Origin of the sequence: Erwinia sp. INIA01 (genome assembly GCF_025947915.1) — a bacterium.
GTDB lineage: Bacteria > Pseudomonadota > Gammaproteobacteria > Enterobacterales > Enterobacteriaceae > Erwinia > Erwinia coffeiphila.
The window spans coordinates 204,169-226,284 of sequence record NZ_JAPDNC010000003.1 but is presented as its reverse complement, the minus strand read 5'-3'; the positions used below and the strand labels follow the sequence as shown (position 1 = coordinate 226,284).

Sequence of the window (22,116 nt, the reverse complement as noted above, 5' to 3'; positions counted from 1 at the left end):
TGTCATATTATTAAGCTATGGTGACTTTTTTATCCAGATAGACATCCTGAACGGAATTAATAAGCGCCACGCCGTCTTTCATTGATTTCTTGAATGCTTTACGGCCAAGAATCAGCCCCATTCCTCCGGCACGCTTATTAATCACGGCAGTACGTACGGATTCCGCAATATCGGTATCCCCCGCTGCTGCACCGCCGGAGTTAATCAATCCTGCTCGTCCCATATAGCAGTTAGCCAGCTGATAACGCACCAGATCGATGGGGTTATCAGTGGTCAGCTTGCTGTAAACCCGCTCATCGGTATGACCGAAGTTCACCGCCTTGTAGCCGCCATTATTTTCCGCCATTTTCTGCTTAACGATATCTGCACCGATGGTCGCCGCCAGATGGTTTGCCTGACCGGTGAGATCCGCACTGGCATGATAATCCACACCGTCTTTTTTGAAGTCGTTGTTGCGCAGATAGGCCCACAGCACCGTGACCAGCCCCAGTTCATGCGCGCGCTCAAACGCTACCGAGATCTCTTCGATCTGACGGCGCGACTGCTCGGAACCGAAATAGATGGTTGCCCCCACGGCAACGGCCCCCAGGTTAAAAGCCTGCTCAACGCTGGCATACAGGGTTTGATCGTACTGGGTAGGATAACTGAGGGTTTCGTTATGGTTCAGCTTGACCATAAACGGAATGCGGTGCGCATAGCGGCGGGAAACGGAAGCCAGCACGCCATAGGTGGAGGCGACGCAGTTACAGCCCGCTTCAATCGCCAGCTCGACGATATTCTTCGGGTCGAAGTACAGCGGGTTTGCGGCAAAAGAGGCGCCGGCGGAGTGCTCAACGCCCTGGTCAACCGGCAGGATAGAGAGGTAACCTGTCCCGGCTAAACGACCGGTGTTATACAGGGTTTGCATATTGCGTAAGACCGCCGGGGGACGGTTATTATCAACCATCACCCGGTCTACGTAATCCGATCCCGGAAGATAGAGGCTGTCTGCTGGAATAGTCATGCAGCGATGTTGCAAAAGAGAATCTGCTTCTTTGCCCAATAACTGTACGATGTCCGTCATGATAACTCCTGTCAAAGGTAGGGAGGGCCACGACCAGCCAACGGTCAAATGGCCCGCTGTTCAGAAATACGACTGATTTCTGACCTCAACAGGGTGAACCTAAACCTTTAACCAGGCAAATTGCTGACTGGATTTTTCAGACTAATGCGCACAAAAGCGCGTTTGCCCCTGCATTCATTACCACCATTGGTGGAAGTGATGAACCGGACCAATCCCCTGCCCGACTTCAAGCGAATCCGCCTGCTCCAGCGCACCCTGCAGCCAGGTCTTCGCCGCCTGCACGGTTGCCACCCAATTATCGTGGCGCGGGCGCAGCGCGGCCAGCGCCGCAGAGAGCGTGCATCCGGTGCCGTGGGTGTGGCGGGTATTCACGCGCGGCGCGGTGAAGCGCTGTTCCAGCTCGCGGGTGAACAGCCAGTCCGGGCTTTCCGACTCGCTGAGGTGGCCGCCCTTCATCAGCACCGCCTGGCAGCCCATCGCCAGCAGTTCCCTGCCCTGCTCGCGCATCTCCTGCTCGTTGCTCGCCATCGGGCAGTCCAACAGAGCAGCGGCCTCCGGCAGATTTGGCGTGATAATCGACACCTGCGGCAGCAGGCGTTCGCGCAGTGTGGCAACCGCCCGTTGAGAAAGCAGCGGATCGCCGCTTTTTGCCAGCATCACCGTATCCAGCACAACCCAGGGTGTGGTGGCTGCCTGCAAACGCTCGGCCACCACTTCCACAATGTCGGATTCCGCCAGCATACCGATTTTGATCGCATCGATACGTACATCCGACAGCACTGAATCCAGCTGCGCGCCAACAAAATCTGGCTCAATACGATAAACCGACTGCACGCCCCGGGTATTCTGCGCAACCAGCGCGGTGATCACGCTGGTGCCGTAAGCGCCCAGCGCCGAGAACGCTTTCAGATCCGCCTGGATACCCGCTCCGCCGCTGGGATCGGTACCGGCAATGGTCAGTGCATTAATCCGCTTCATGCCAGTTCCTCCGGGGTCAACAGATAGAGCGCATCAAGGAAGGCAGGGATAAAGCTCCCCGGTCCTGTTGCGATCGCGGCGGCACGCTCGCCGGCCAGTGATACCACGCGGCAGGCGCTGGCAACGTGGATCAGGCGATCGCCGGGCAGCGAGGCAAAACCCGCCACCACCGCCGACAGCGCACAGCCTGTACCAACCACGCGCGTCATCAACGGTGAACCGCCGCTGACACTGAGAGTCCGCTGACCGTCAGTAACAAAGTCCACTTCTCCGGTGACCGCCACAACCGCCCCGCTCTGCAAAGCGAGCTTCTGTGCGGCCTGGATCGCGGCATCGGACTGATGCCGGGAATCGACGCCGCGCCCTGAAACGGCTTCCTGCGCCAGCGCCTTGATCTCTGAGGCATTACCGCGGATGGCGGCAGGTTGATGATTCAGCAGCTGATGGCAGAATTCGGTACGGAAGGCTAACGCCCCGACCGCCACCGGGTCCAGTGACCAGCTGCGCCCTGCACGGTTTGCTGACTCCACCGCCGCCAGCATCGCCGCGCTGCGCGAGCGGGTCAGCGTGCCGACATTGACCAGCAGCGCGCTGGCTACCGCACTAAACTGCGCAGCCTCTTCGGCATCGATCACCATCGCCGGGGATGCCCCAAGCGCCAGCAGAACGTTGGCCGTAAAGGTCTGTACCACATCATTGGTCATGCAGTGAATAAGGGGGGATTGCTGGCGGAACAGCGCCAGAGAGTGCGCCACATCGTGGTGGCTGAGGGGAATGGGTTGGCTCATCTATACTCCCAACCGGCGATCAAGAAGGCGATGCCGGTTGGAGGCATCTGACTTCCCTCCGCTGGCATTATCCAGTTCAGGTTATGCGGGTTTTTCTCAGCCTTGTCCTGGGAAAACAGGAGGGGCACCCCGAGTCATGTGTTTCGACGGAAAGAATATGTAAAGGGATGGGCTAAATCAAGCATAAGAATTCTAAAGTAAAAAACCCGCCGAGGCGGGTTTTTATTCATCTTAAAGCCTGTCCGACATAGTCTTATCATAAGGTCCAGATTAATAAGCAGCTTTATTAACGAAACCTTTAAAGAAAGTCAGGAAAATAATTTTCAAATCCAACCAAATGCTCCAACCACGAATATAAATCAGGTCGAAATCAACACGCTTTTGCATTTTGTCCAGCGTGTCCGTTTCACCACGGAAGCCATTAATCTGCGCAAGCCCTGTTATCCCCGGCTTAACTTTGTGGCGCAGCATATAACCTTCAATAAGTGAGCGATACTGTTCGTTGTGCGCAACGGCATGAGGGCGTGGACCCACTACTGACATCTGACCAAAAAGCACGTTAAAGAACTGCGGCAGTTCATCCAGTGAGGTATTGCGTAAAAACTTACCGACTTTGGTCACGCGAGGATCGTTTTGCTTAGCCTGGGTAACTTTAGCGCCGTTTTCCATGACTGACATGGTTCTGAACTTCCATACCATTATTGGTTTACCGTCCATGCCATAACGAATCTGGCGGAAGATAACCGGACCAGGAGAACTCATCTTCACAGCACAGGCAATAACAATCAACGGCAGTGAGATAAACAGCAGAATAATCGATGACACAATAATGTCTTCAAGACGCTTGAATACCATATTGATACCGTTAAGAGGCGTATCAAATAATGGGACTACCGGCACACCATTAATCTCTTCAGTACGAGACTGAAGAATATTGAAAGTGAAAACGTCCGGTATTAGTAAAACAGAACAGGTAGTGTCCGTTAAGCGTTTGACAATATCTTTAATTTTGGATTCATCTTTCATGCTCATCGCAATGTAGATACGATCCAATTTGCCTTCGCGGGCATCCTCGATTAGTTTGTCAAAGTCACCCGCGTATTTAATACCATTGGTGTTTTCAATTGGCTGCTCATCATAGACGCCGGCAACAACAAAACCCATCCACGGCTCTTCAAGAAAACTGCTGATCAAGTTGATACCGGCTGGCATAGTCCCCACAAGCGCCACGTTACGTGTGTTGTATCCCATCTTTCTTAGCATCCCGGAACCAATACGAATGGCCATACGGCATACAAGGAAACCGGCAACGACAACCAAATACCATTGAATGAATATTTTGAAGCTCAGATCAAAGTCACTTAACAGGGAGCTTAACCCCAAAGTCAGTAACAGACTTAACGTCCAGTTCTTGGAGATCAGGATCAGCTCTGCGGAAGATTTCACTCCTCTCCAGGAACGGTAAAAATCGGTCATTCCACCGATCATTTGGAAGACAACCAAAACTACGAGTGCAATCAATACATGTTTATAGTCGAACTGCCGATCGTTGAAATAGGCAACAACATATAAACCCAAGAATATAATAGAGATATCTGAAAAACGCTGCACCATTGATATCAATGAGGCATTGGCATTTGAGCGTGTTCGATGATGTAGAATTGTCATTCTAGTGTCACTCTTGTTAGCTGTAGGTCAACAACCTGAAGTGATTAGGTATATTTATAGCATCAGATGATTGCGTTCTTAAATCAGGCTGAGTTCGTGAAAAAGCCCAACCATGATTAAATCAGTAACGAATTTTTTTAGTTTCGTTAAATAAAGACCATTTTCCCTCGACGTAATCAGCAATTTCCTTCTTAAATCTTTCGCTTGAGAAACGCACAGCATTTTCACGGCAGTTTTGTGGCGTGATTGCATCGTCAATCGCATCGAATTTTTTAACAGCTTCAATTACGGATTCAATCGTTTGATGATCGAAGAATATTCCCGTTGGTTTTTCAACCCCGTAAGGACGAATTGTTTCCAGGGCACCACCTTTACCAAAGGCAATTACTGGTGTACCACAGGCCTGAGCTTCTACCGGAGTAATACCGAAATCTTCCTCTGCGGCGAAAACAAAAGCCTTAGCTCTTTGCATATGATCAACCATAACTTCGTTTGACTGGTATCCCATAATTTCAACGTTACTTCCGGCTTTAGACTTAATCTTAGCCATTTCAGAGCCATCGCCGATAACAACTAATTTTTTATCCGGCATTTTACTGAAGGCTTCAACAATCAGATCGATACGCTTGTAAGGAACCATTCGTGAAGCTGTAAAATAGAAATCATCTTTCTTTTCATGCAGTGTAAATCTATCCACATCTACCGGTGGATAAATGACATCAGCTTCACGCCCGTATACTTTCTTAATTCGACGCGCGATGAACTGAGAGTTAGCAATAAAATGATCTACACCGTTTGCCGTTCTATAGTCCCACACTCGGACTTTATGCAGCAACCATTTCGCCAGGAATCCTTTAAGACCTTTATTCAAACCAGCTTCTCGCAGATATTGGTGTTGCATATCCCAGGCATAGCGAATCGGGGAATGCACATAGCTGATATGCAGTTGATCGGGCCCGGTCAGAACTCCTTTTGCAACAGCATGACTGCTTGAAAGCACAACATCATGTTTTGAAACATCAAGCTGCTCAACGGCCATCGTCATAAAAGGCAGATATTTTTGATATTTCTTTTTCGCTGATGGGAATTTTTGAATGAATGTAGTGTTAACTTTTTTATTGTGGAAAAGTTTTTTTGCATCATCATTTAAAAACTCAACAACTGAATAAAGCTCAGAGTTTGGATAAACATCCACAAAATCCTTCACTACTCGCTCGGCACCAGCATAAGTCACTAACCAATCAACAACAATGCCAATGTTTTTTTCCGTAGACATATCATACCCTCTGGCTTAAATATTAACCCTGATGAATAGATTTTTTATTTATTCTTACATCAAGATTTTTGAAAAAATGAGTTATACAGGTGGGTATCCCCACCTGTCAGAAATAAACTATTTTCGTAAAATTTCCAAGATCTCATTCGTTCTTGACTGCATAAGAGCTTCATCAGCACGAGACTCAACATTCAAACGTACTACAGGCTCAGTGTTGGAACTGCGGAGATTGAAGCGCCAGTCGGCATACTCAACGCTGATTCCGTCGGTGTAATCCACATTGATGGCATCATGCTGATATTTTTCGAGAACGCGGGCGATTGCATCTTTCGGGGCAGATAACGAACTATTGATTTCGCCGGATGCAGGATAAGCCGCCATACGATCGCCAACGAGTTCGCTGAGGGTTTTGCCTTTAACACACAGCAGTTCGGCAACCAGCAACCATGGGATCATACCGCTGTCGCAGTAAGCGAAATCACGGAAGTAGTGGTGCGCACTCATTTCACCGCCGTACACGGCATCTTCCAGGCGCATACGCTCTTTGATAAACGCGTGGCCGGTTTTGGACATCACAGGTACGCCACCAGCTTTTTCTACAATGTCTACGGTGTTCCAGCTCAGGCGAGGGTCGTGAATGATGCGCGATCCCGGGTTTTTCTCCAGGAATGCCGCAGCCAGCAGGCCAACAATGTAGTAGCCTTCAATAAAGTTACCTTGGTTATCAAACAGGAAGCAGCGGTCGAAGTCACCGTCGAAGGCGATACCCATATCTGCCTGATGAGCAACAACGGCATCCGTTGTGTCCTGGCGGCATTCTGGCAGCAGCGGGTTAGGAATACCGTTAGGGAAGTTACCGTCGGGGGTATGGTGAACCTTAATAAACTCTACATTAACCCCTGCCTGCTTAAAGCGGGCCTCAACAGCATCGACTACGTGCCCCGCAGCACCATTACCGGAGTTCAGAACCAGCTTCAATGGGCGATTAAAGTTGTTTAAGTCAACGTAGCTAAGCAGCTTGTCTACATAGGCATCAAGAATAGAAAGCTGCTTGTAAGAACCGCGCTTGCTTTCATCAACGGCAGCAAAATCGTTAGCTTCAGCGAGTTTTTGAATATCGCGCAGACCGGTATCACCACTGATTGGCTTTGATTCTTCACGCACCAACTTCATGCCGTTATAGTCTAACGGGTTATGGCTGGCAGTGACTTCAATGCCACCATCGACGTTCAGGTATGAGGTTGCGAAGTAGATCTCTTCAGTACCGGTCAGGCCGATATCAATGACGTCAGTACCGGCATCCTGTAGGCCTTTTGCCAAAGCCAGCTTAAGGCCTTCACTCGTCAGGCGAACATCGCCGCCCAGGACCATTTGTTTTGGCTTAAGGTATTCACCGTAGGCACGGCCAATGCGATAGGCGATATCTTCATTAAGCTCTGCACCTAATTTTCCGCGGATATCGTAAGCTTTAAAGCACGTTAATTCACCAGACATATTGTTTTCCCTGAAATTAGCAATGGCCGTAATGGTCTTTTAATCGAATAATGTCATCTTCACCCAGATAGGAACCGGAGGAAATCTCCAGAAGCTCCAACGGGATTTTCCCCGGGTTTTCCAGCATGTGGACAGAACCGATCGGGATAAAGGTGGACTGGTTTTCAGTCAACAGATAGGTTTTGCCTTCAAGAGTCACTTCCGCAGTTCCCGACAGCACAACCCAGTGTTCCGCACGGTGTAAGTGCTTTTGCAGCGAGAACTTGCCGCCAGGTTTAACCGTTACACGGTTAATCTGATAGCGCGGCGCATCAACCACTTTGTCGTGGCGGCCCCAGGGGCGATAAGATTCGCGGTGCACTCTGTATTCACGACGGTCGTTTGACTTCAGGAACTCAACAACCTTCTTAACATCCTGAACCTGCGATTTATCAATGACTAATACGGCATCTTTAGTGTTAACAATCACCAGATTCTCAACACCAATTGCAGCAACCAAGGTGTCGTCGGTGTTGATATAGCAGTTGGTGGTTTTATGAGTGAAGATGTCGCCAGTCAGGGCATTGCCATTATCATCGCGCTCGTTAACTTCCCAAAGGGCTGACCATGAACCAACGTCATTCCAACCTGCATCCAGAGGGATAACAACAGCGTCGGTTGTTTTTTCCATTACGGCGTAGTCAACGGACTCATCCGGGCAGGCAGAGAAGGCTTCAAGATCGACACGAATAAAGTCCTGCACCGAATCAATCTTCACATCAGCCATTGCCAGCTGGCATGCAGCCAGGATGTCTGGTCTGAATTCACCCAGCTCTTCCAGATAACGCTTCGCGCTAAACAGGAACATTCCGCTGTTCCAGTAGTATTCACCGCTGGCAAGATATCCAGTTGCAGTGGGCAGATCAGGTTTCTCTACGAATCGTTTTACGTTAAACGCTGAGTCGCCGAAAGAATCACCACGTTGAATATAACCATAACCTGTCTCTGGGCCAGTTGCCACTATACCAAAGGTGACCAGATTGCCCTGCTCTGCCAGAGGCGTTGCTAACTGAATTGCGTGGTGGAAAGCATCCTTGTTCTCGATCACGTGATCGGCAGCCAAAACCAGTAAAAGTGGGTCCTCGCCGTTGGCAGTGGCACTCAGAGCTGCAAGTGCAATGGCCGGTGCAGTATTACGCCCTACCGGCTCGAGGATAATATTATTAGACAGCTGATTGATTTTACGTAACTGCTCAGCGGCCAAAAAGCGATGTTGCTCGTTACAGATCAGCAGTGGTTCTGAAACATTCAGGCCATCCAAACGAGTCACTGTATCCTGTAGCATTGACTGCTCACCATTGAGGCGCAGAAATTGCTTTGGAAAAAGCTCTCGTGACATTGGCCATAAACGGCTACCGGTACCACCGGCCATAATAACTGGAAGAATCATAACTGCCTCCGCAGTAAAAAAATCAAAATGAATATGGAAGATTGATTTCAAGCAGAAATATTATTTCAATGAATCCACTTTCCGATACTTAATCATATGAAAAATGCCAACAATGTCTCTTTTGAAAAAGACATACGTACTCAAGGCATAAATTAAAGCACAAGAAAAAATCTGCACAAATAAATACAAGAATAAATTTATGGAGTGAAAGTTTTCTTTTAAAATTAAAAAAGATATTACAAGAACACCCAGCGGAAGAAAAGGCTTCAATATAACCTTCAAATAGTCAAAAACTGAAATATCGAGCAACCTGCTGATATAGTAAATAGTATATGGCCAAGTCAGATAAGTTTTTATTACAATGGCCATAATCACATACTCGGGACCATAGCCTGCCAACATTAGAGCTAAGATACCAGTAGTTACTTGCTGAAATAGTTGATATTTAAATATCCACCCTGTGAATCCTTTCGCCTTAATCAAAGATAACTGTAAACTTCCTATGCACGATAAAAAACCGAACGCGAAGAAGAACTTTATCGTAGGCACTGCTGAAGACCATTGCTGACCAAATATAAAAGGAACTATATCATCCGATATCAATATAAGCCCCATAAATATAGGCATGCTTACTAAAACCGAAAAATATATCGTTTTGAGATATATTGCCTTCAATTTATCACCATCACCATGGCTTAGCGTAGAATATATAGGATATGATACGTTGGAAATTGCACTACTTATGATATCAGTGAAAATGCTTAATACTCGCTTTCCAAAGCCATAAATACCAAGTGTTGAAAGACTACCAAAAAAACCCAAAAATATATTATCAAAATTGAATGAGTTTACAATTTTTGTCAGAGAGTTATTAATCCCAAAGTTATAAATCTCAGATAAATTCTTTCCAGGGTACACTAACCGGGGTTTATAACCAGCGGAAAGCCACAGCACAGAAAAACTAACCAAACTTGTAGTTAGCAAACTTATAATTATTGCATAAAAACCATTATGAGTAATTAACGCAGGCACAGATATCAATGCCGACAATATTGAACATAGGATAGTCCTTATTGCAATTTTTTTAAATTCCATTTTTCTTGAAAGAATAGCAAGGGGAACAAAAGAGACTGAATCCAAAACCAATTTAATACCTAAAACTGGATATGTGTTTGCTACTAAGGGACTTACACCGTAATTTACAAGAAAAAAAAGGACGGACACCGAAAATATATAAAAAAGAATGCTTAATGAAAAAATCAAAGTAAATATAGCATCGATTTCAGCTTTTTTCACATCCTGCCTATTGACAATAGCATCAGCAAACCCAACAGCACTTACATTTATTAAAATAGTTATAACTGTAGTGCAAAGGGTGATACTACCTAATTCAATAACAGATATCGAATGGGATGCAAAAGTGAAAATAAAAAAAGCACTTAATGCTGGAAAAACATTACTTATAAAATACCATACGATGTTTAATATGGATAGCTTAGACTTATTCATTACGAAATCCTATCCCCTCTCATAGAGAGGGGTACAATTATTTTAACTTCAATAACGATTCTTTACATTCAAGCAAACGTTCAATGTTTCTATAGAAATCAACATCCTTACTGAGGAAACCATTACTTGATTTTAATTCAACTAAAGCTTTGATGATAGCAACTTGATATTTCTCATCAAATAACCTCTCAACTAAATCATTTGAGAGAAGCTTATTAGGCGCTGAAAAAACCAGTTTTTCTGTAGTCGTTTTATATGTACGCCACCAGGAGTTTGATTTTAAATTTCTTTTCCGATAAAAATCTGAAACTGCATCATCAATCGATAAGCTTTTTATGAAATAATTCTCACCATATAGTGAAAGTGTTCGACTTCTGTATGCTTCCCTGAAACTACTGGAACCCAATATTTTTGGTTCATATGATAGATTTACAGTTTGTGTCCAATCCAACCATTTGAACGTATTAATTTGAGGTGATGTTATGACAGGGACCCATGGAACACGCATAGCATCTGCAATGATTGCAGCATGCATAGCATCAGCAATTACTAGTTTTGCATGTCTTATCTTCTGTATCACGAGTTTAGAATCCCATTGAGGGTTCACGAACTCCACGCCAGCATGCTTGCAGGCTAATTCCCATTTTCCTGAAAGCAGTGCATGATGATGAGGTATGAAAATTACACCATTCCTTTCGCTTTCAGGCAATGGCTGGAATTCATCAAGCGTATTAAGTAGCGCAGCTCCGTCTGTAATAGCCTTACTTTTGTCAAGACCAAGCACTTTTGCAGACAAAGGTCCACGAACACTAAGCACATTCCAACTATCATCGCCAAAGTTTACTGGTGGGTAGCCATATCCAACACCGCTAGTAAAAACATACCATTTTTTTGCCGGTGGCATTGAAGTATTAATTATGGTGCCGATGCCTGATAGTCTTACTGTATCATCAGTATCAAAATAATTTGGAAGTAAAGCATCCCACAACCAAGAATTCAAGTCATCACCAAAGTTACCGACGGGGTCTTTGAAATAATATATTTGCATGAAACACCTTAAAATTGTTAGCTCAAATACAATCAAAATAATTAATGAGGTAAGACTATTTTTCCAACCTGGATAGGAACAAGATATGGTTATATAACCAATCATTGAGAGAATTATAAATATTTATATTTTGAAATGTTATACAACTAAAAAATCATGAATTTGATTGCAATTGCATACTTATAGTAAGTTATGATAGTATTTCAAATCATTAAAACTTTATTCACTGGCACTGAAATTCATTTTATCTTTATGTTCGACGATGCGTTTCTTTATCTTTTCCCCTAAATCCTCAATGGAATCGAACAACTTCTCACTATCTAAATAATCTATCATACCATCAATATTTGAAGCCAACACATCTATCCTTAACTCTATAGATTCAAGCATAACTAATGGGACACCTTCAAATCTTGAAGGAATAACAATCAAGTCTACATGATAGATTTTTTCCCATGGTTCTTTACACCATCCATGATAAACAACACTCAGATTGGCACAGTTTTTAGATACAAGATTTTTAAGCAACTTCAGATCTTTGCCATCTCCTACAATATGTAGTCTGATCTTATCACTTATTTCGGTTGGAAGTTGGGCAAGAGCTAAAATCAGTTTATCATGCCCCTTCTGCTTAAGTGAGATGCGCCCCACAATCGCAATTTCGTACTTCATGTCAGATTTATCGCAACATTCTTGTCTCTTATTCTTTATGTCATCGAGACATCTCACATTATTTTCCACAATATAAACATTCGAATTACTGTTTAAACTTATTAATTCTTTCTTGAATTGCTCACTTATTGTGATATAGTTTTTAACTTTTTTATACAAGACTGGATAATAAAGATCACGAAAAAAAGCCAAAGCTTTATTCATTTTCTTCGCAGAATGCGCATAGGGAATGTAAGAATATAAATCAATATTATTTTTTTTGGCTGAGTTAATATAGGCCGCACCTAGTTCGATATCTCCTTGAACCACTACTATATTTCCGCTTGCGAAAGAATCCATCTTCAGCATTGATTTATCAACTTGATTACAGTAGTAAAAGTTAAATAAAGCATGTAAAAACTCAAACCTTGGTTGTTTTAAATTAATAACCATGAAATCAATATCAATGCCATTTTTTGAAACTCTTTCTTTAAGCTCTTCATTCTGTGACAAATAAGCAACACTGATACTTTTTCCCTTTTCATAAAGCTGCTTTATTAATTCAATAGCCATTAATTCATGGCCACCTATTATTTTAGAAGGGAAAAAAAAACATATTGGTTCATTAAGAAGATCGTGAGGTAAACTACTAATGCTGTACTTCATTAATCACCTCACTCCATTTTCTTTTTATGTTATTTATATCATACTCCATGGCCGTTTTCCGTGCACCAGCCCTTATGAAATCAAGTTCCATATCTTTAAGGTTATTAATACTTTTGATTAAATTATCTTTCAAATTTACATCTGATATCAAAAATCCATTTTTTCCGTTGCTTATTATTCCTCTTGGCCCAATGTGATCACTTGCAATGACTATCAAACCACATGCCATTGCCTCAATTATCACCAAACCAAATAACTCTTCCCAGCCATCAATTTTTTTTGAGGGTAGGACTAATATATCGTGTTGCTTAAAAACCTCTGCAACTTTACTTTTTTCGGCTATGTGCCCCAGAAATTCAACATTTTTGAATTGGTTCAACTCACTTACAAGTTTTTTCTCTTCAACACCTGCACCTACTATTGTAAAAGTATATTCAGAATCTAATTCTCTAATTGCTTCAGCGAGTTCGAAAACACCTTTTTCTTTAACCAATCTACCTACATATAGTATTTTTTTTGCCGAATTTTTTTCACCACCGTCATGTTTAAATAAATCTATATTGACCGCGTGAGGGATAAAAGAACACTCCAATTTTGAATTGGTTAGTTCGCTACTGATACTTTCAATACAAGGTTCGGTTACACCTACGACCTTAAAATTTAAATTATTTAAGTAAAATTTGAAAATATTTTTTATTATTAAGTTTTTTCCATTATATGGATAAGGAACATTATCCCCCCACCAATATGGCCATGAAGTGTGATAAATAATATTGTTTCTAATACCTAACAATCCATAAAAAGCAAAGCGTAAATTATAAGGTGCTATACCGAATATAATTGTTTTGTTCTTTAAAAATGGCAACTGCAATCTGAACAAAGTATTACTCAGCCCGCGCTTGAACCATAATGAGACATCTTTTCTTTTAATTATGGCTGATAACATTTTTTTTAGAACAGAAGTCTCTCTATATTTTATGCTTCCAATTAATTTGTCATCTGAAAGTTTTTTTAATGCTTCAAAATAAATTCGCCCATCGACATCATGAAGAATTATTAAATCTTTATTTTCCTTCATCCAATCCCCCTAATGTATTAGATAAAAAAACTACCCAACCATGGATAGTTAAACCATAATCCATAAATGTTATTGGCATACGGCCCCAGTCTAACAAACCTTAGAATGCAGTAGGCCAAAAGTAATAATCTGAATATTGTCACATACCTTTTGAAGCATATAAAAAATAAACCGCCAAGCATGAATCCCGTTATTGGCATAAACAACCTGTCTGAAGCAAAAGGGATTAATGTCAGTGCTAAATAAGCCGGGCAAGAATAAAAGATAAGGCTTTTATATGATTCAGTTGAATTATCACGGATAAATCGTGACAAGACAAATAGCACAATAAAATGTAGAACAAACCCGGCACCAGCCGTTGTTTCTATTACATCATTTTCATATACGGCCATTTTATATGTAGCTACGCCAAAAATGTTGTGCGCTACAATAAACCCAATAAGAAACTTAAAGGATATGACAGAAAAAACGATAAAAGACACAAATGCCACTTTAAGATACTTTCTGCTACTGAGGAAAACTATAAACAACGGAATTATAATGGCTGATGATAGATGACAAACACAAGCGATGATAAAGAAGATAATACCTTTTCTATTTTTATGCTCTTGAAAATAACCAATACTGAACAAAACAAATAATGATGCCAATGACTGACGCATCAAATGAACTAAAATTAGATAGTTAAAGAAAAGTAATAAAGCTGCCAAAGCTATTCCTTTATACTTATCTTCAATGTTCTTTAGAAAAAAACGCTCTACCCATAAGATGAATATAAACGAATAGATAAATGTAATAATCCCACTCAGTTGAATGTAGTTAGCATCAGGAAAAAATTTATTTATTATATAAAAAAATAAAGGCAATCCAAATTCTACACCGCCAGAGAAAAAGGAGAAAATACTACCACCTTTACCAATTGACTCATAGACTGGAATATAAACATTATAATAATCATCACCATGCCCATATCCAACTTGGATTGAGGCGGCAATAACACTCATGCAAATAATTGCGAATATTTCACCGGGTAATCTTAATATTACAGAATCCACCTTTACAAACAAAAAGTATAATATAGTTAAGTAGAGCCCTAATAACGGGGAAACAAAAAGAGTAATAGAGCAGGCTATCGAAACCAACAGGAAAATAACATATTCTCTAGATAAGCCCATATGGCAAAATGTGTTCATCTTTTTTCAACCTTATAAATAGTTTATTATAGCCCCTTCGCCATTGAAATAAACTTGTTTACTACTGGCTTATCCATTTTATTTACATTCAATAATCCAAAATTATGCTCGATATTGTCCTTATTATCTCCATCATCAATTAAATCATACCACCAAACACCTTTAATATAACTTTTTGATTTTAACAAGGGTATCAATCTTTCAAAATAATCAGCTATATCACTATCGTTATAGCGGGCTGATGAAATTCCAGGCACACCAATCTCTGTAATATAAAACGGAATAGGGATTCCATCCTTGCCACTTCCACTTCCATGGAGATAATTTTGTAATTCATCCAATTCTTTAACTACACTTTCAGCATTTATTGTTTTTCTTTTCGGGAAATAATGATAAGCATGTAAAGAAATCCCATCAACACATTTCATATCAAGGTTGGTAATTAATGATCTTAACCAAAAATTAGATTTATTATCAAATGGACTCGTAGAGCCGATAATAACTTTTGCATTTCTATTATTGTTTTTTATTGCAAAACACGTTTTATTTATTAAATTTGAGTAACTTCTAAGGGAAGCATCACTCAACGTAATTTTTTTACCACCACCGCCTCCCTGCACCCATTCATTCCATATTTCGAAAATAACATCTTTATCTGCAAAATGATTTGAAGCCCACGTTGCATAATTTACAAAGCCAGCAACAGATTTTTCTCCAATAGGTTTCATCCTTGGGTTATTTTTTGTTTTTTCATTATATATTGGATTTCCATAACCTAGGATTATGATCGGTGTAATATTTTTATCTATTGCTTTATTTAGTGTATCTTCTATTTCTTTATTAGGTACTGTATAAACTCCTTTACTACCCTCAACCTGATACCAAGGATAATCTGTTCTAATAGATTGCGCATGAAGCCTTTCTATTTGCCTAAAGAGAGACTCAGCCCCCCCCGGAAAAGACTGAGGATGTACACCAACTCCTAAAAGAAAATCGTTTGCCAAAGCGATTGACGGCCCTATTAGTATCGTCAATAGGGATAGATAATGTACCATTTTTTTAAGCATATTCGCCTTCTTATTTAAAAATCAATATTTTTTTCAACCCTTTAATTATCTTGTATATTTTTGTGTTAAATGGAATCATATATATAATATCAGACCAGTGTAGCAATGGAAAAACACTAAGGCCCTGTTTTTTGTGCTCTTCAAAATAAAATTTTGGAATATCTTTCCTTCCATAAATCATAAGCTCCTTGCATAGGATTGTTATATTTTTCTTTTTTTCTATAGTAACATCAGATTTATATGAGGAAATAATTTGGATATTTTTTTCATTCACCAGTCTTATATTTTCAATTTTCTTGTATGACTTTACAGTGCTCAGCGTTCCATCTTCATATATTATATGGTTGTAAATAGTCACATCGCTAACGTAGCATTGCCCTTGATTTGAAAATATGTTTAAGTTGAACATTCTATCTTCAGCATTCGATAGTTTGACATCAAAGTTGTGGCCCTCAAGAATACTTCTACTATATATCTTATTCCACAACGTACTAATTCCATTATTTTTACCGAAGTAATCATGCTCTAATAAATAATCCCTAAAATCATATTTTTTATTTTCCGCCCCTATGTCGCGGAAAATTATTTTTTTTCCTTGCTTACTTTCCTCATATGAAAACACATATAAGTCTGCATTTTCTCTCTCTAACAATTGAGTTATTGAATCTCCATTAACAATAACTTCATCATCGGGGTCACAAAACCAAATATATCTAGCGGTTGCTAGCTTCAACCCCATATTTCTGGCAGATGACACCCCTCCATTCTCTTTATTGAAAATTTTTATATTTTTGTTTTTGTATTTCGAAACAACTTCTTCTATATTATCGGTTGAGCCATCATTAATCAAAATAAGATTAAAATTTCCATCGGATAAGTTATTCAAAAACGAGCGAATAAATAAATCTATAAGATGGGCTTTATTATAGACAGGGCAAATAATATCGACCGAATAGCTTTGTGAGATTTTATTCATCTGGATACCATTTTCAATTGTATTAAATTATTCATACATTCTATTATGACTCATTTAATACATCAGTTTTTTTAAATAGGTATCAACATGCTTGGCAGTTTCATCCCAATTGAATCTTCTACTATTTATTATACCATTCGCTACTAATGAATCTCTCAAAGAGATGTTATTGCAAATATCAGATATACCTTTTGCTATTTCATCAGTGCTATTGGGATCAACCAAACAAGCAGCATCTCCAGCGATCTCCTCTAGCGAAGAGCCGTATGATGTTAGAACTGGTACTCCACTCGCCTGAGCCTCTGCAACTGGCAAACCGAATCCTTCATAAAAAGAAACAAATACAACACCTAAAGCTGAACGGTATAATTTAGGTAAATACTCTTCCTCCAAATAGCCAGTAAATACTACTCTTTCTTGAAGACCAAGTTCAGCTATTTTATTTTTTATGAAACCATCGGGATTCCCAGTAAAAATAATTTTTATTTCAGGATCAATTTGAGCTTTTTTAAATCCTAGCAAAGTTCCTAATTCGTTTTTATGTCCTTTCCTATTACTAACACACAGAAGATATTTAAAACCCAAATGCACCCTTTCACCATTAGGGAAAAACAATGGAGATACACCATTACCGACATTTATCACTTTGTCGGCATCAACACCAGACCATTCTACAATACGAGTTTTGGAGAATTCAGAAACTGTAAAAATATAACCAGCTCGAGAGCATCCTTTTTTTATAACTGTATTGTAAAATATTTTTTTCGAGACACTTGAGTTTTCCTTCCTATCCAAATGATTCAAATCATGTATCGTGAAAACAAATGGAACTTTGGAGTATAATGGCGGTATATATCCAGGGAAGAAAACAACACCATCATTAATTTTCATTAATGCTTTCGAGGAATTCCAACAATCAACTGGATTGAATGGTTGGCCGACTATATTAATTTTCTTATATTCATTAATATGGTTTATATTATTATAAAACGTGCCTATTCCACCGGCTCCATCCCAACGAGGATCAATATATATTTTTTCTGAGTTCACTTCAAATCCCTATATTATATTAACAATATCTTAGCTAAAGATTAAATAAATATCGCACTATAGTAAACCAGAATAGGAATCTATCATTCAAATATAATCAACTGGCCCTGACTTTAGGGCCAGTTGGAAAATTACTACTTATCGTCTTTATCAGAGTAAGAGTAACCATAATAATTATAACCATAGCCATAATAACTACTGGCTTTTCTCACAACACCATTAAGAATACATCCTTTTACATCCACGCCACTTTGTTCAAATCTTTTGACACTAAATTCGATTTCTTTAACTGTATTTTCTTCAAAACGGGCGACCAGCAAGCTTGTACCAGCATAGCCACCTATAATTGCGGCATCAGTTACGGCCAAGATTGGAGGTGTATCAATGATAACAATATCATAGTGCTCTTGGCCCCATTTTAATAAATTCTCGAAACGAGGATGCATCAGCAATTCAGCAGGATTCGGGGGAACAGTTCCTCGGCCAATGTAGTCAAATCCAGCATCTTTTACTTTTTCAATTACCATTTCGGCCGCAATTTGTCCCGACAAAATCTCGGAGAGCCCTTTATCTTGTTGTCCTCCCAACATCTTATGGACATAGCCTTTGCGCAAGTCAGCATCAATGAATAATACTTTTTTTCCGGTCAAAGCAAGTGTTACCGCCAAGTTGCTACTTATGAATGTTTTCCCTGCATTAGGGCTTGCTCCTGAAATCATGAGCACATTATTTTTAGCTTCCATCATTGCAAAATGCAGGCTAGTGCGCAGACTTCGTATAGCTTCAATTGCCAAGTCAGTTGGATTCTCCAATGCTAACAATATTTCCGATTTATTCTTGCGCAATTGATTTGATTTTCTATTATTTTTTGCAAGCCATTCAGAGATCGGCACACTAGCATAAACATTAATCCCGATTTCTTGCAGTTGTTCTGGTGACTCAATGCCGCGACGGAGAAATACTCGTAATAAAACCAGACCAATCGAAATAAACAAACCTAAAATTAAACCGATTGCGACCACCAATATCTTCCTTGGCTTCACCGGTTTAGTCTCAGTGACTGCATCATCGATGATTCTAACATTACCAATTGCACTGGACTTCGCAATATTTAGTTCCTGTTGTCGATTCAGCAATTGCAGATATACTGTACGACCAGATTCAACATCTCTACTCAAACGTAGAACTTCTTGCTGCGTTGATGGCATCCCGCTAACTCGTTTATTGAGTTTGGATTTTTCGTCCTGGAGAATATGTCTTTTTTCCATCAATGCTTTGTAGGTTGGGTGTTCTACAGTATATAACTGCGATATTTCTGCTTCACGAAAAGTCAATTCATTAAGTTGATTATCAACATTAACAATCTGATCGAGAACTGACTTAGCTTCCATGTTAAGATCAACAGAATCTTTCTGTTTACGATAAGCATTTAACTTATCTTCAGCTATATCAAGATCGCTACGAACTTTTGGTAATTGCTCATTCAAAAATTCTAAGCTCTTAGCATCTTGGGCTGCCTGACGATCGATATTTTGTGCCAGATAATTTTGAGTAATACTATCTAGAATGCGAGAAATCAGCTCTGGATTATCACCTGTCAACGTTAAATTCAACATTCCAGAATCCTTTCCTTGATCTGAAACGTTAAAGATTTCTTGAAGGTCACTAATTGCTTTGATTCGGGTTAGTTGTTTAATTGTAAATTTGTCACCGGGTTTAGCATCGATAGAATTAACTAACAGAGAAATACCATTTTCAGCAACTAAAGTCCCCACTGTACCATCAATACTGAAAGTTGCGCCCTCAACTGAGTAGTGTTTATCATCTTTAACCGTAAGAGTTAATGTATTATTATCGGTATCATCATCCACATTAGGCTGATACAGACGACTAATCGTAATGCTTCCTGATTTATCTCCCATAAGTTGAGCGATTCTACGGCCAAAAAGTGGAAAATACTTTTGTTTTACCTGTATTTGTAAGTTTAGATCATCAACTGTTTTACCAAGTACCATACGAGACTGCAGTAAAGCAATTTCTGGCGCAGACTGAGGTTGACTATTTGGCAGCATTTGGCTCAAGCTGCTCAAGATTGCATTCCCCTGTTTTTGCTCTACTTGGACTAATGCGTCAGCTTGATATATAGGAGTTGCTAATAAAGCATAAAGTACCGCTAATACTGCAAAACCAGTAGTAACGGCGATGATTAATTTTCTATGATCTATTAATTCACCAATCAAGCGCCCCAAATCTATCTCATTGATATCCTGCGAAGCCGATATTTTTTTCGTGACTGAAGTCATGCCTTATTCCCTGAAAATTATCCACCTAACTTGGCAATCCAATGTTGGCTGGCCAAATCAATTAACTGATAAACTGAATCAAACGCCTCTTCGCTTTTGCGATATGGGTCTGGGATCTCTTTACCCCCAAGCCAGTGGCCAAACAACATTGTTTTACCTCGCACTTCTGGCGCAATCCTACTTACCTGCTCCAAATGGCTATTATCCATTACAAGCACCAAACTATATTGACTTCCTAGACTAGAAGTAAACTGTCTTCCTTTATGATCTTCAAGAGAAAGACCATATTTCTCTGCAATTTTAACGGCTGAAGCATCTGCTGTATGGTTAACTAATGCACCTACACCAGCAGAGTCAATTTTTTTATCAGGGAAAGCTCTTCGCAACATTCTCTCTCCAATAGGAGATCGACATATGTTTCCAGTGCAAACAACAAGAATAGAATCAAACATAATTAATTCCAGTTCCGAATATAACGAACGTTTTCGGTCATATCATGTACGCCAGTGATTGTTGGTACCAGCTGGGAAATCACGCGGTTCCAGCGAACTATCGGCGCTGTAGTGACGTATACGATATCGTAAGGCTGCAGCTGGAACTCAGTCCCCAGCACCATCGCCGACGCATCCTTGGCATTCAGCTGGTAGATATTGGCAATCTTACCGTTTTTATCGCCCTTGAGCTGGCGCACTACGAAGATACCCTGCGCATCACTCATGTTCTGCGAAATACCTTCCGAGTTACCCAACGCCTCGGCCAGCGTCATACCGCTACGGTCCATTTTCAGAGTCGACTGTTTACCTACTTCACCCATCACAAACACTTTTAGGTCGTCGTTGCGCGGTACGTAAAGAATATCGCCAGGGAACAGCAGTTTGTTCTGGGTCAGGTCACCTCTTTGCATCAGCGCATACAGGGAGAGTTTTGATTCCTGGCCGTTGTGGGTCAGTACCACGTTGCGCCAGTCGGCATCTGCGGCAAGGCCACCTGCGGCATTGATGGCATCCATTACGGTTAATGGGATATTGGTGATCGCCTGCTGGCCGGATTTGGCAACTTCACCGGTTACGTACGCTTTCTGGGAACGGAATGCCGCAATGCTCACGTCAACCTGCGGGCTTTCAATATAGGTCGTCAGACGGTTGCTGATCTCCTGGCGGATCTGCGCCAGGGTTTTCCCGGCAACCTGCACTTTACCAATATAAGGATAGAAAATGGTACCATCGGCATTGACCCAGTTACCGGTGTCGCTGGCGCTGCGGTACTGGCCTGCCGGGGTGGTCAGCTCAGGGTGATCCCATACGGTTACCATCAGCACGTCACCTACGCCGATGCGGTATTCATAGTTGCTTAGTAACGCGTCAAGCTGCGGGTTAGGACGGGAGATCACCGGGGCCGGGCGCAGCTGGTCGATCAGATTTGGCGTCATCGGGAACACGTTAACCATTTTGCTAACGTCAAAATCGCTGTCCTGGGATTTAATCACGTCCTTGTCGGAAGTGCTCAGGCCCTGCCCAGGTATCACGGTACAACCACTTAATAACCCAATTGCTGCTGCAACCACCGAAAGTTTCAAATATTTCTTCGTCATAAGTTCATATCATCAATGAATAAGAGAGTTATCTGTCAGTGTCCGTTTTAAGGTGCAATTACTGACAGTCGTCATTTTTATCTGCTGCATTCAGCAGCAATAAATAGCCTGAGCTTAGAAGGTGAATGCTCTATCGGGTCTCTTTACCAACCATAGCCAAAACGTTATGAAAAGTTACCGTGATTCTGGGAGCCCATCCTGGTATCACATCGTGACCGCAGCCACAGTGGCGAAAGGGGTGTATTGCTTCGGGTAGAGTTCTACCGGCTAAAAGTGGAACAGTCGGCG

At 41.3% G+C, this 22,116-nt stretch carries 18 protein-coding genes and 1 riboswitch; all 18 genes read right to left on the bottom strand.

Annotated elements, in window-relative coordinates; translation table 11 throughout:
- Window positions 1-10: 10 nt before the first annotated feature.
- Entirely contained in the window at window positions 11-1,063 is a 1,053-nt protein-coding gene (gene fbaB / locus OMR58_RS06640) for a class I fructose-bisphosphate aldolase (RefSeq protein ID WP_105591385.1), read from the bottom strand.
- Window positions 1,064-1,240: 177 nt separating this feature from the next.
- On the bottom strand, window positions 1,241-2,041 hold the full coding sequence (gene thiD / locus OMR58_RS06635) for a bifunctional hydroxymethylpyrimidine kinase/phosphomethylpyrimidine kinase (RefSeq protein WP_264545513.1): 801 nt from the start codon (window positions 2,039-2,041) through the stop codon (window positions 1,241-1,243).
- Window positions 2,038-2,829 carry a hydroxyethylthiazole kinase gene (thiM, locus tag OMR58_RS06630; protein ID WP_264545512.1) on the bottom strand — a complete coding sequence of 264 codons (792 nt, stop codon included), beginning with the start codon at window positions 2,827-2,829 and terminating at the stop codon, window positions 2,038-2,040. Before thiM ends, thiD begins: the two co-directional genes overlap by 4 nt.
- A 36-nt stretch (window positions 2,830-2,865) precedes the next feature.
- A riboswitch (TPP riboswitch) is annotated at window positions 2,866-2,971 on the bottom strand.
- 128 nt (window positions 2,972-3,099) lie between these two features.
- Window positions 3,100-4,497, bottom strand: coding sequence for an undecaprenyl-phosphate glucose phosphotransferase (gene wcaJ / locus OMR58_RS06625; RefSeq protein WP_264545511.1), 1,398 nt, complete (start codon window positions 4,495-4,497; stop codon window positions 3,100-3,102).
- 121 nt (window positions 4,498-4,618) lie between these two features.
- Window positions 4,619-5,773, bottom strand: coding sequence for a glycosyltransferase family 4 protein (locus OMR58_RS06620; RefSeq protein ID WP_264545510.1), 1,155 nt, complete (start codon window positions 5,771-5,773; stop codon window positions 4,619-4,621).
- A 117-nt stretch (window positions 5,774-5,890) separates the two neighbouring features.
- Window positions 5,891-7,267: a phosphomannomutase CpsG gene (gene cpsG, locus OMR58_RS06615; protein ID WP_264545509.1), complete on the bottom strand. Its 1,377-nt coding sequence runs from the start codon at window positions 7,265-7,267 to the stop codon at window positions 5,891-5,893.
- A 16-nt stretch (window positions 7,268-7,283) separates the two neighbouring features.
- Complete coding sequence (locus tag OMR58_RS06610; RefSeq protein ID WP_264545508.1) at window positions 7,284-8,696, bottom strand: mannose-1-phosphate guanylyltransferase/mannose-6-phosphate isomerase; 1,413 nt, start codon at window positions 8,694-8,696, stop codon at window positions 7,284-7,286.
- Window positions 8,697-8,756: 60 nt separating this feature from the next.
- On the bottom strand, window positions 8,757-10,205 hold the full coding sequence (locus OMR58_RS06605; protein ID WP_264545507.1) for an oligosaccharide flippase family protein: 1,449 nt from the start codon (window positions 10,203-10,205) through the stop codon (window positions 8,757-8,759).
- A gap of 37 nt (window positions 10,206-10,242) precedes the next feature.
- On the bottom strand, window positions 10,243-11,253 hold the full coding sequence (locus tag OMR58_RS06600) for a polysaccharide pyruvyl transferase family protein (protein WP_264545506.1): 1,011 nt from the start codon (window positions 11,251-11,253) through the stop codon (window positions 10,243-10,245).
- A gap of 219 nt (window positions 11,254-11,472) precedes the next feature.
- Window positions 11,473-12,570 (bottom strand): glycosyltransferase, encoded by a 1,098-nt coding sequence (locus OMR58_RS06595; RefSeq protein WP_264545505.1) that lies wholly within the window; start codon window positions 12,568-12,570, stop codon window positions 11,473-11,475.
- Window positions 12,554-13,648, bottom strand: coding sequence for a glycosyltransferase family 4 protein (locus OMR58_RS06590; protein WP_264545504.1), 1,095 nt, complete (start codon window positions 13,646-13,648; stop codon window positions 12,554-12,556). The genes OMR58_RS06595 and OMR58_RS06590 overlap by 17 nt, the downstream gene beginning before the upstream one ends.
- Before the next feature lie 17 nt (window positions 13,649-13,665).
- Entirely contained in the window at window positions 13,666-14,841 is a 1,176-nt protein-coding gene (locus OMR58_RS06585) for an EpsG family protein (protein ID WP_264545503.1), read from the bottom strand.
- 26 nt (window positions 14,842-14,867) lie between these two features.
- On the bottom strand, window positions 14,868-15,908 hold the full coding sequence (locus OMR58_RS06580; RefSeq protein WP_264545502.1) for a glycosyl hydrolase: 1,041 nt from the start codon (window positions 15,906-15,908) through the stop codon (window positions 14,868-14,870).
- A 10-nt stretch (window positions 15,909-15,918) separates the two neighbouring features.
- Window positions 15,919-16,884, bottom strand: a complete 966-nt coding sequence (locus tag OMR58_RS06575) for a glycosyltransferase family 2 protein (protein ID WP_264545501.1) — start codon at window positions 16,882-16,884, stop codon at window positions 15,919-15,921.
- Between the two features lie 54 nt (window positions 16,885-16,938).
- Window positions 16,939-17,934 carry a glycosyltransferase family 4 protein gene (locus OMR58_RS06570; RefSeq protein WP_264545500.1) on the bottom strand — a complete coding sequence of 332 codons (996 nt, stop codon included), beginning with the start codon at window positions 17,932-17,934 and terminating at the stop codon, window positions 16,939-16,941.
- Between the two features lie 134 nt (window positions 17,935-18,068).
- Window positions 18,069-20,237 carry a polysaccharide biosynthesis tyrosine autokinase gene (locus tag OMR58_RS06565; protein ID WP_264545499.1) on the bottom strand — a complete coding sequence of 723 codons (2,169 nt, stop codon included), beginning with the start codon at window positions 20,235-20,237 and terminating at the stop codon, window positions 18,069-18,071.
- A 17-nt stretch (window positions 20,238-20,254) separates the two neighbouring features.
- Window positions 20,255-20,689 carry an arsenate reductase/protein-tyrosine-phosphatase family protein gene (locus tag OMR58_RS06560; protein WP_279355974.1) on the bottom strand — a complete coding sequence of 145 codons (435 nt, stop codon included), beginning with the start codon at window positions 20,687-20,689 and terminating at the stop codon, window positions 20,255-20,257.
- A gap of 2 nt (window positions 20,690-20,691) precedes the next feature.
- Window positions 20,692-21,828: a polysaccharide export protein gene (locus OMR58_RS06555; protein ID WP_264545498.1), complete on the bottom strand. Its 1,137-nt coding sequence runs from the start codon at window positions 21,826-21,828 to the stop codon at window positions 20,692-20,694.
- Between the last annotated feature and the right edge of the window lie 288 nt (window positions 21,829-22,116).

Excerpts from the sequence above, each read along its gene's own strand:
- OMR58_RS06590 (WP_264545504.1), bottom strand. The coding sequence starts at position 13,648 with ATGAAGGAAAATAAAGATTTAATAATTCTTCATGATGTCGATGGGCGA.
- OMR58_RS06575 (WP_264545501.1), bottom strand. The coding sequence starts at position 16,884 with ATGAATAAAATCTCACAAAGCTATTCGGTCGATATTATTTGCCCTGTC.
- thiM (WP_264545512.1), bottom strand. The coding sequence starts at position 2,829 with ATGAGCCAACCCATTCCCCTCAGCCACCACGATGTGGCGCACTCTCTG.
- OMR58_RS06560 (WP_279355974.1), bottom strand. The coding sequence starts at position 20,689 with ATGTTTGATTCTATTCTTGTTGTTTGCACTGGAAACATATGTCGATCT.
- cpsG (WP_264545509.1), bottom strand. The coding sequence starts at position 7,267 with ATGTCTGGTGAATTAACGTGCTTTAAAGCTTACGATATCCGCGGAAAA.
- OMR58_RS06595 (WP_264545505.1), bottom strand. The coding sequence starts at position 12,570 with ATGAAGTACAGCATTAGTAGTTTACCTCACGATCTTCTTAATGAACCA.
- OMR58_RS06585 (WP_264545503.1), bottom strand. The coding sequence starts at position 14,841 with ATGAACACATTTTGCCATATGGGCTTATCTAGAGAATATGTTATTTTC.
- OMR58_RS06555 (WP_264545498.1), bottom strand. The coding sequence starts at position 21,828 with ATGACGAAGAAATATTTGAAACTTTCGGTGGTTGCAGCAGCAATTGGG.
- fbaB (WP_105591385.1), bottom strand. The coding sequence starts at position 1,063 with ATGACGGACATCGTACAGTTATTGGGCAAAGAAGCAGATTCTCTTTTG.
- wcaJ (WP_264545511.1), bottom strand. The coding sequence starts at position 4,497 with ATGACAATTCTACATCATCGAACACGCTCAAATGCCAATGCCTCATTG.
- OMR58_RS06580 (WP_264545502.1), bottom strand. The coding sequence starts at position 15,908 with ATGCTTAAAAAAATGGTACATTATCTATCCCTATTGACGATACTAATA.
- OMR58_RS06605 (WP_264545507.1), bottom strand. The coding sequence starts at position 10,205 with ATGAATAAGTCTAAGCTATCCATATTAAACATCGTATGGTATTTTATA.
- OMR58_RS06565 (WP_264545499.1), bottom strand. The coding sequence starts at position 20,237 with ATGACTTCAGTCACGAAAAAAATATCGGCTTCGCAGGATATCAATGAG.
- thiD (WP_264545513.1), bottom strand. The coding sequence starts at position 2,041 with ATGAAGCGGATTAATGCACTGACCATTGCCGGTACCGATCCCAGCGGC.
- OMR58_RS06620 (WP_264545510.1), bottom strand. The coding sequence starts at position 5,773 with ATGTCTACGGAAAAAAACATTGGCATTGTTGTTGATTGGTTAGTGACT.
- OMR58_RS06610 (WP_264545508.1), bottom strand. The coding sequence starts at position 8,696 with ATGATTCTTCCAGTTATTATGGCCGGTGGTACCGGTAGCCGTTTATGG.
- OMR58_RS06600 (WP_264545506.1), bottom strand. The coding sequence starts at position 11,253 with ATGCAAATATATTATTTCAAAGACCCCGTCGGTAACTTTGGTGATGAC.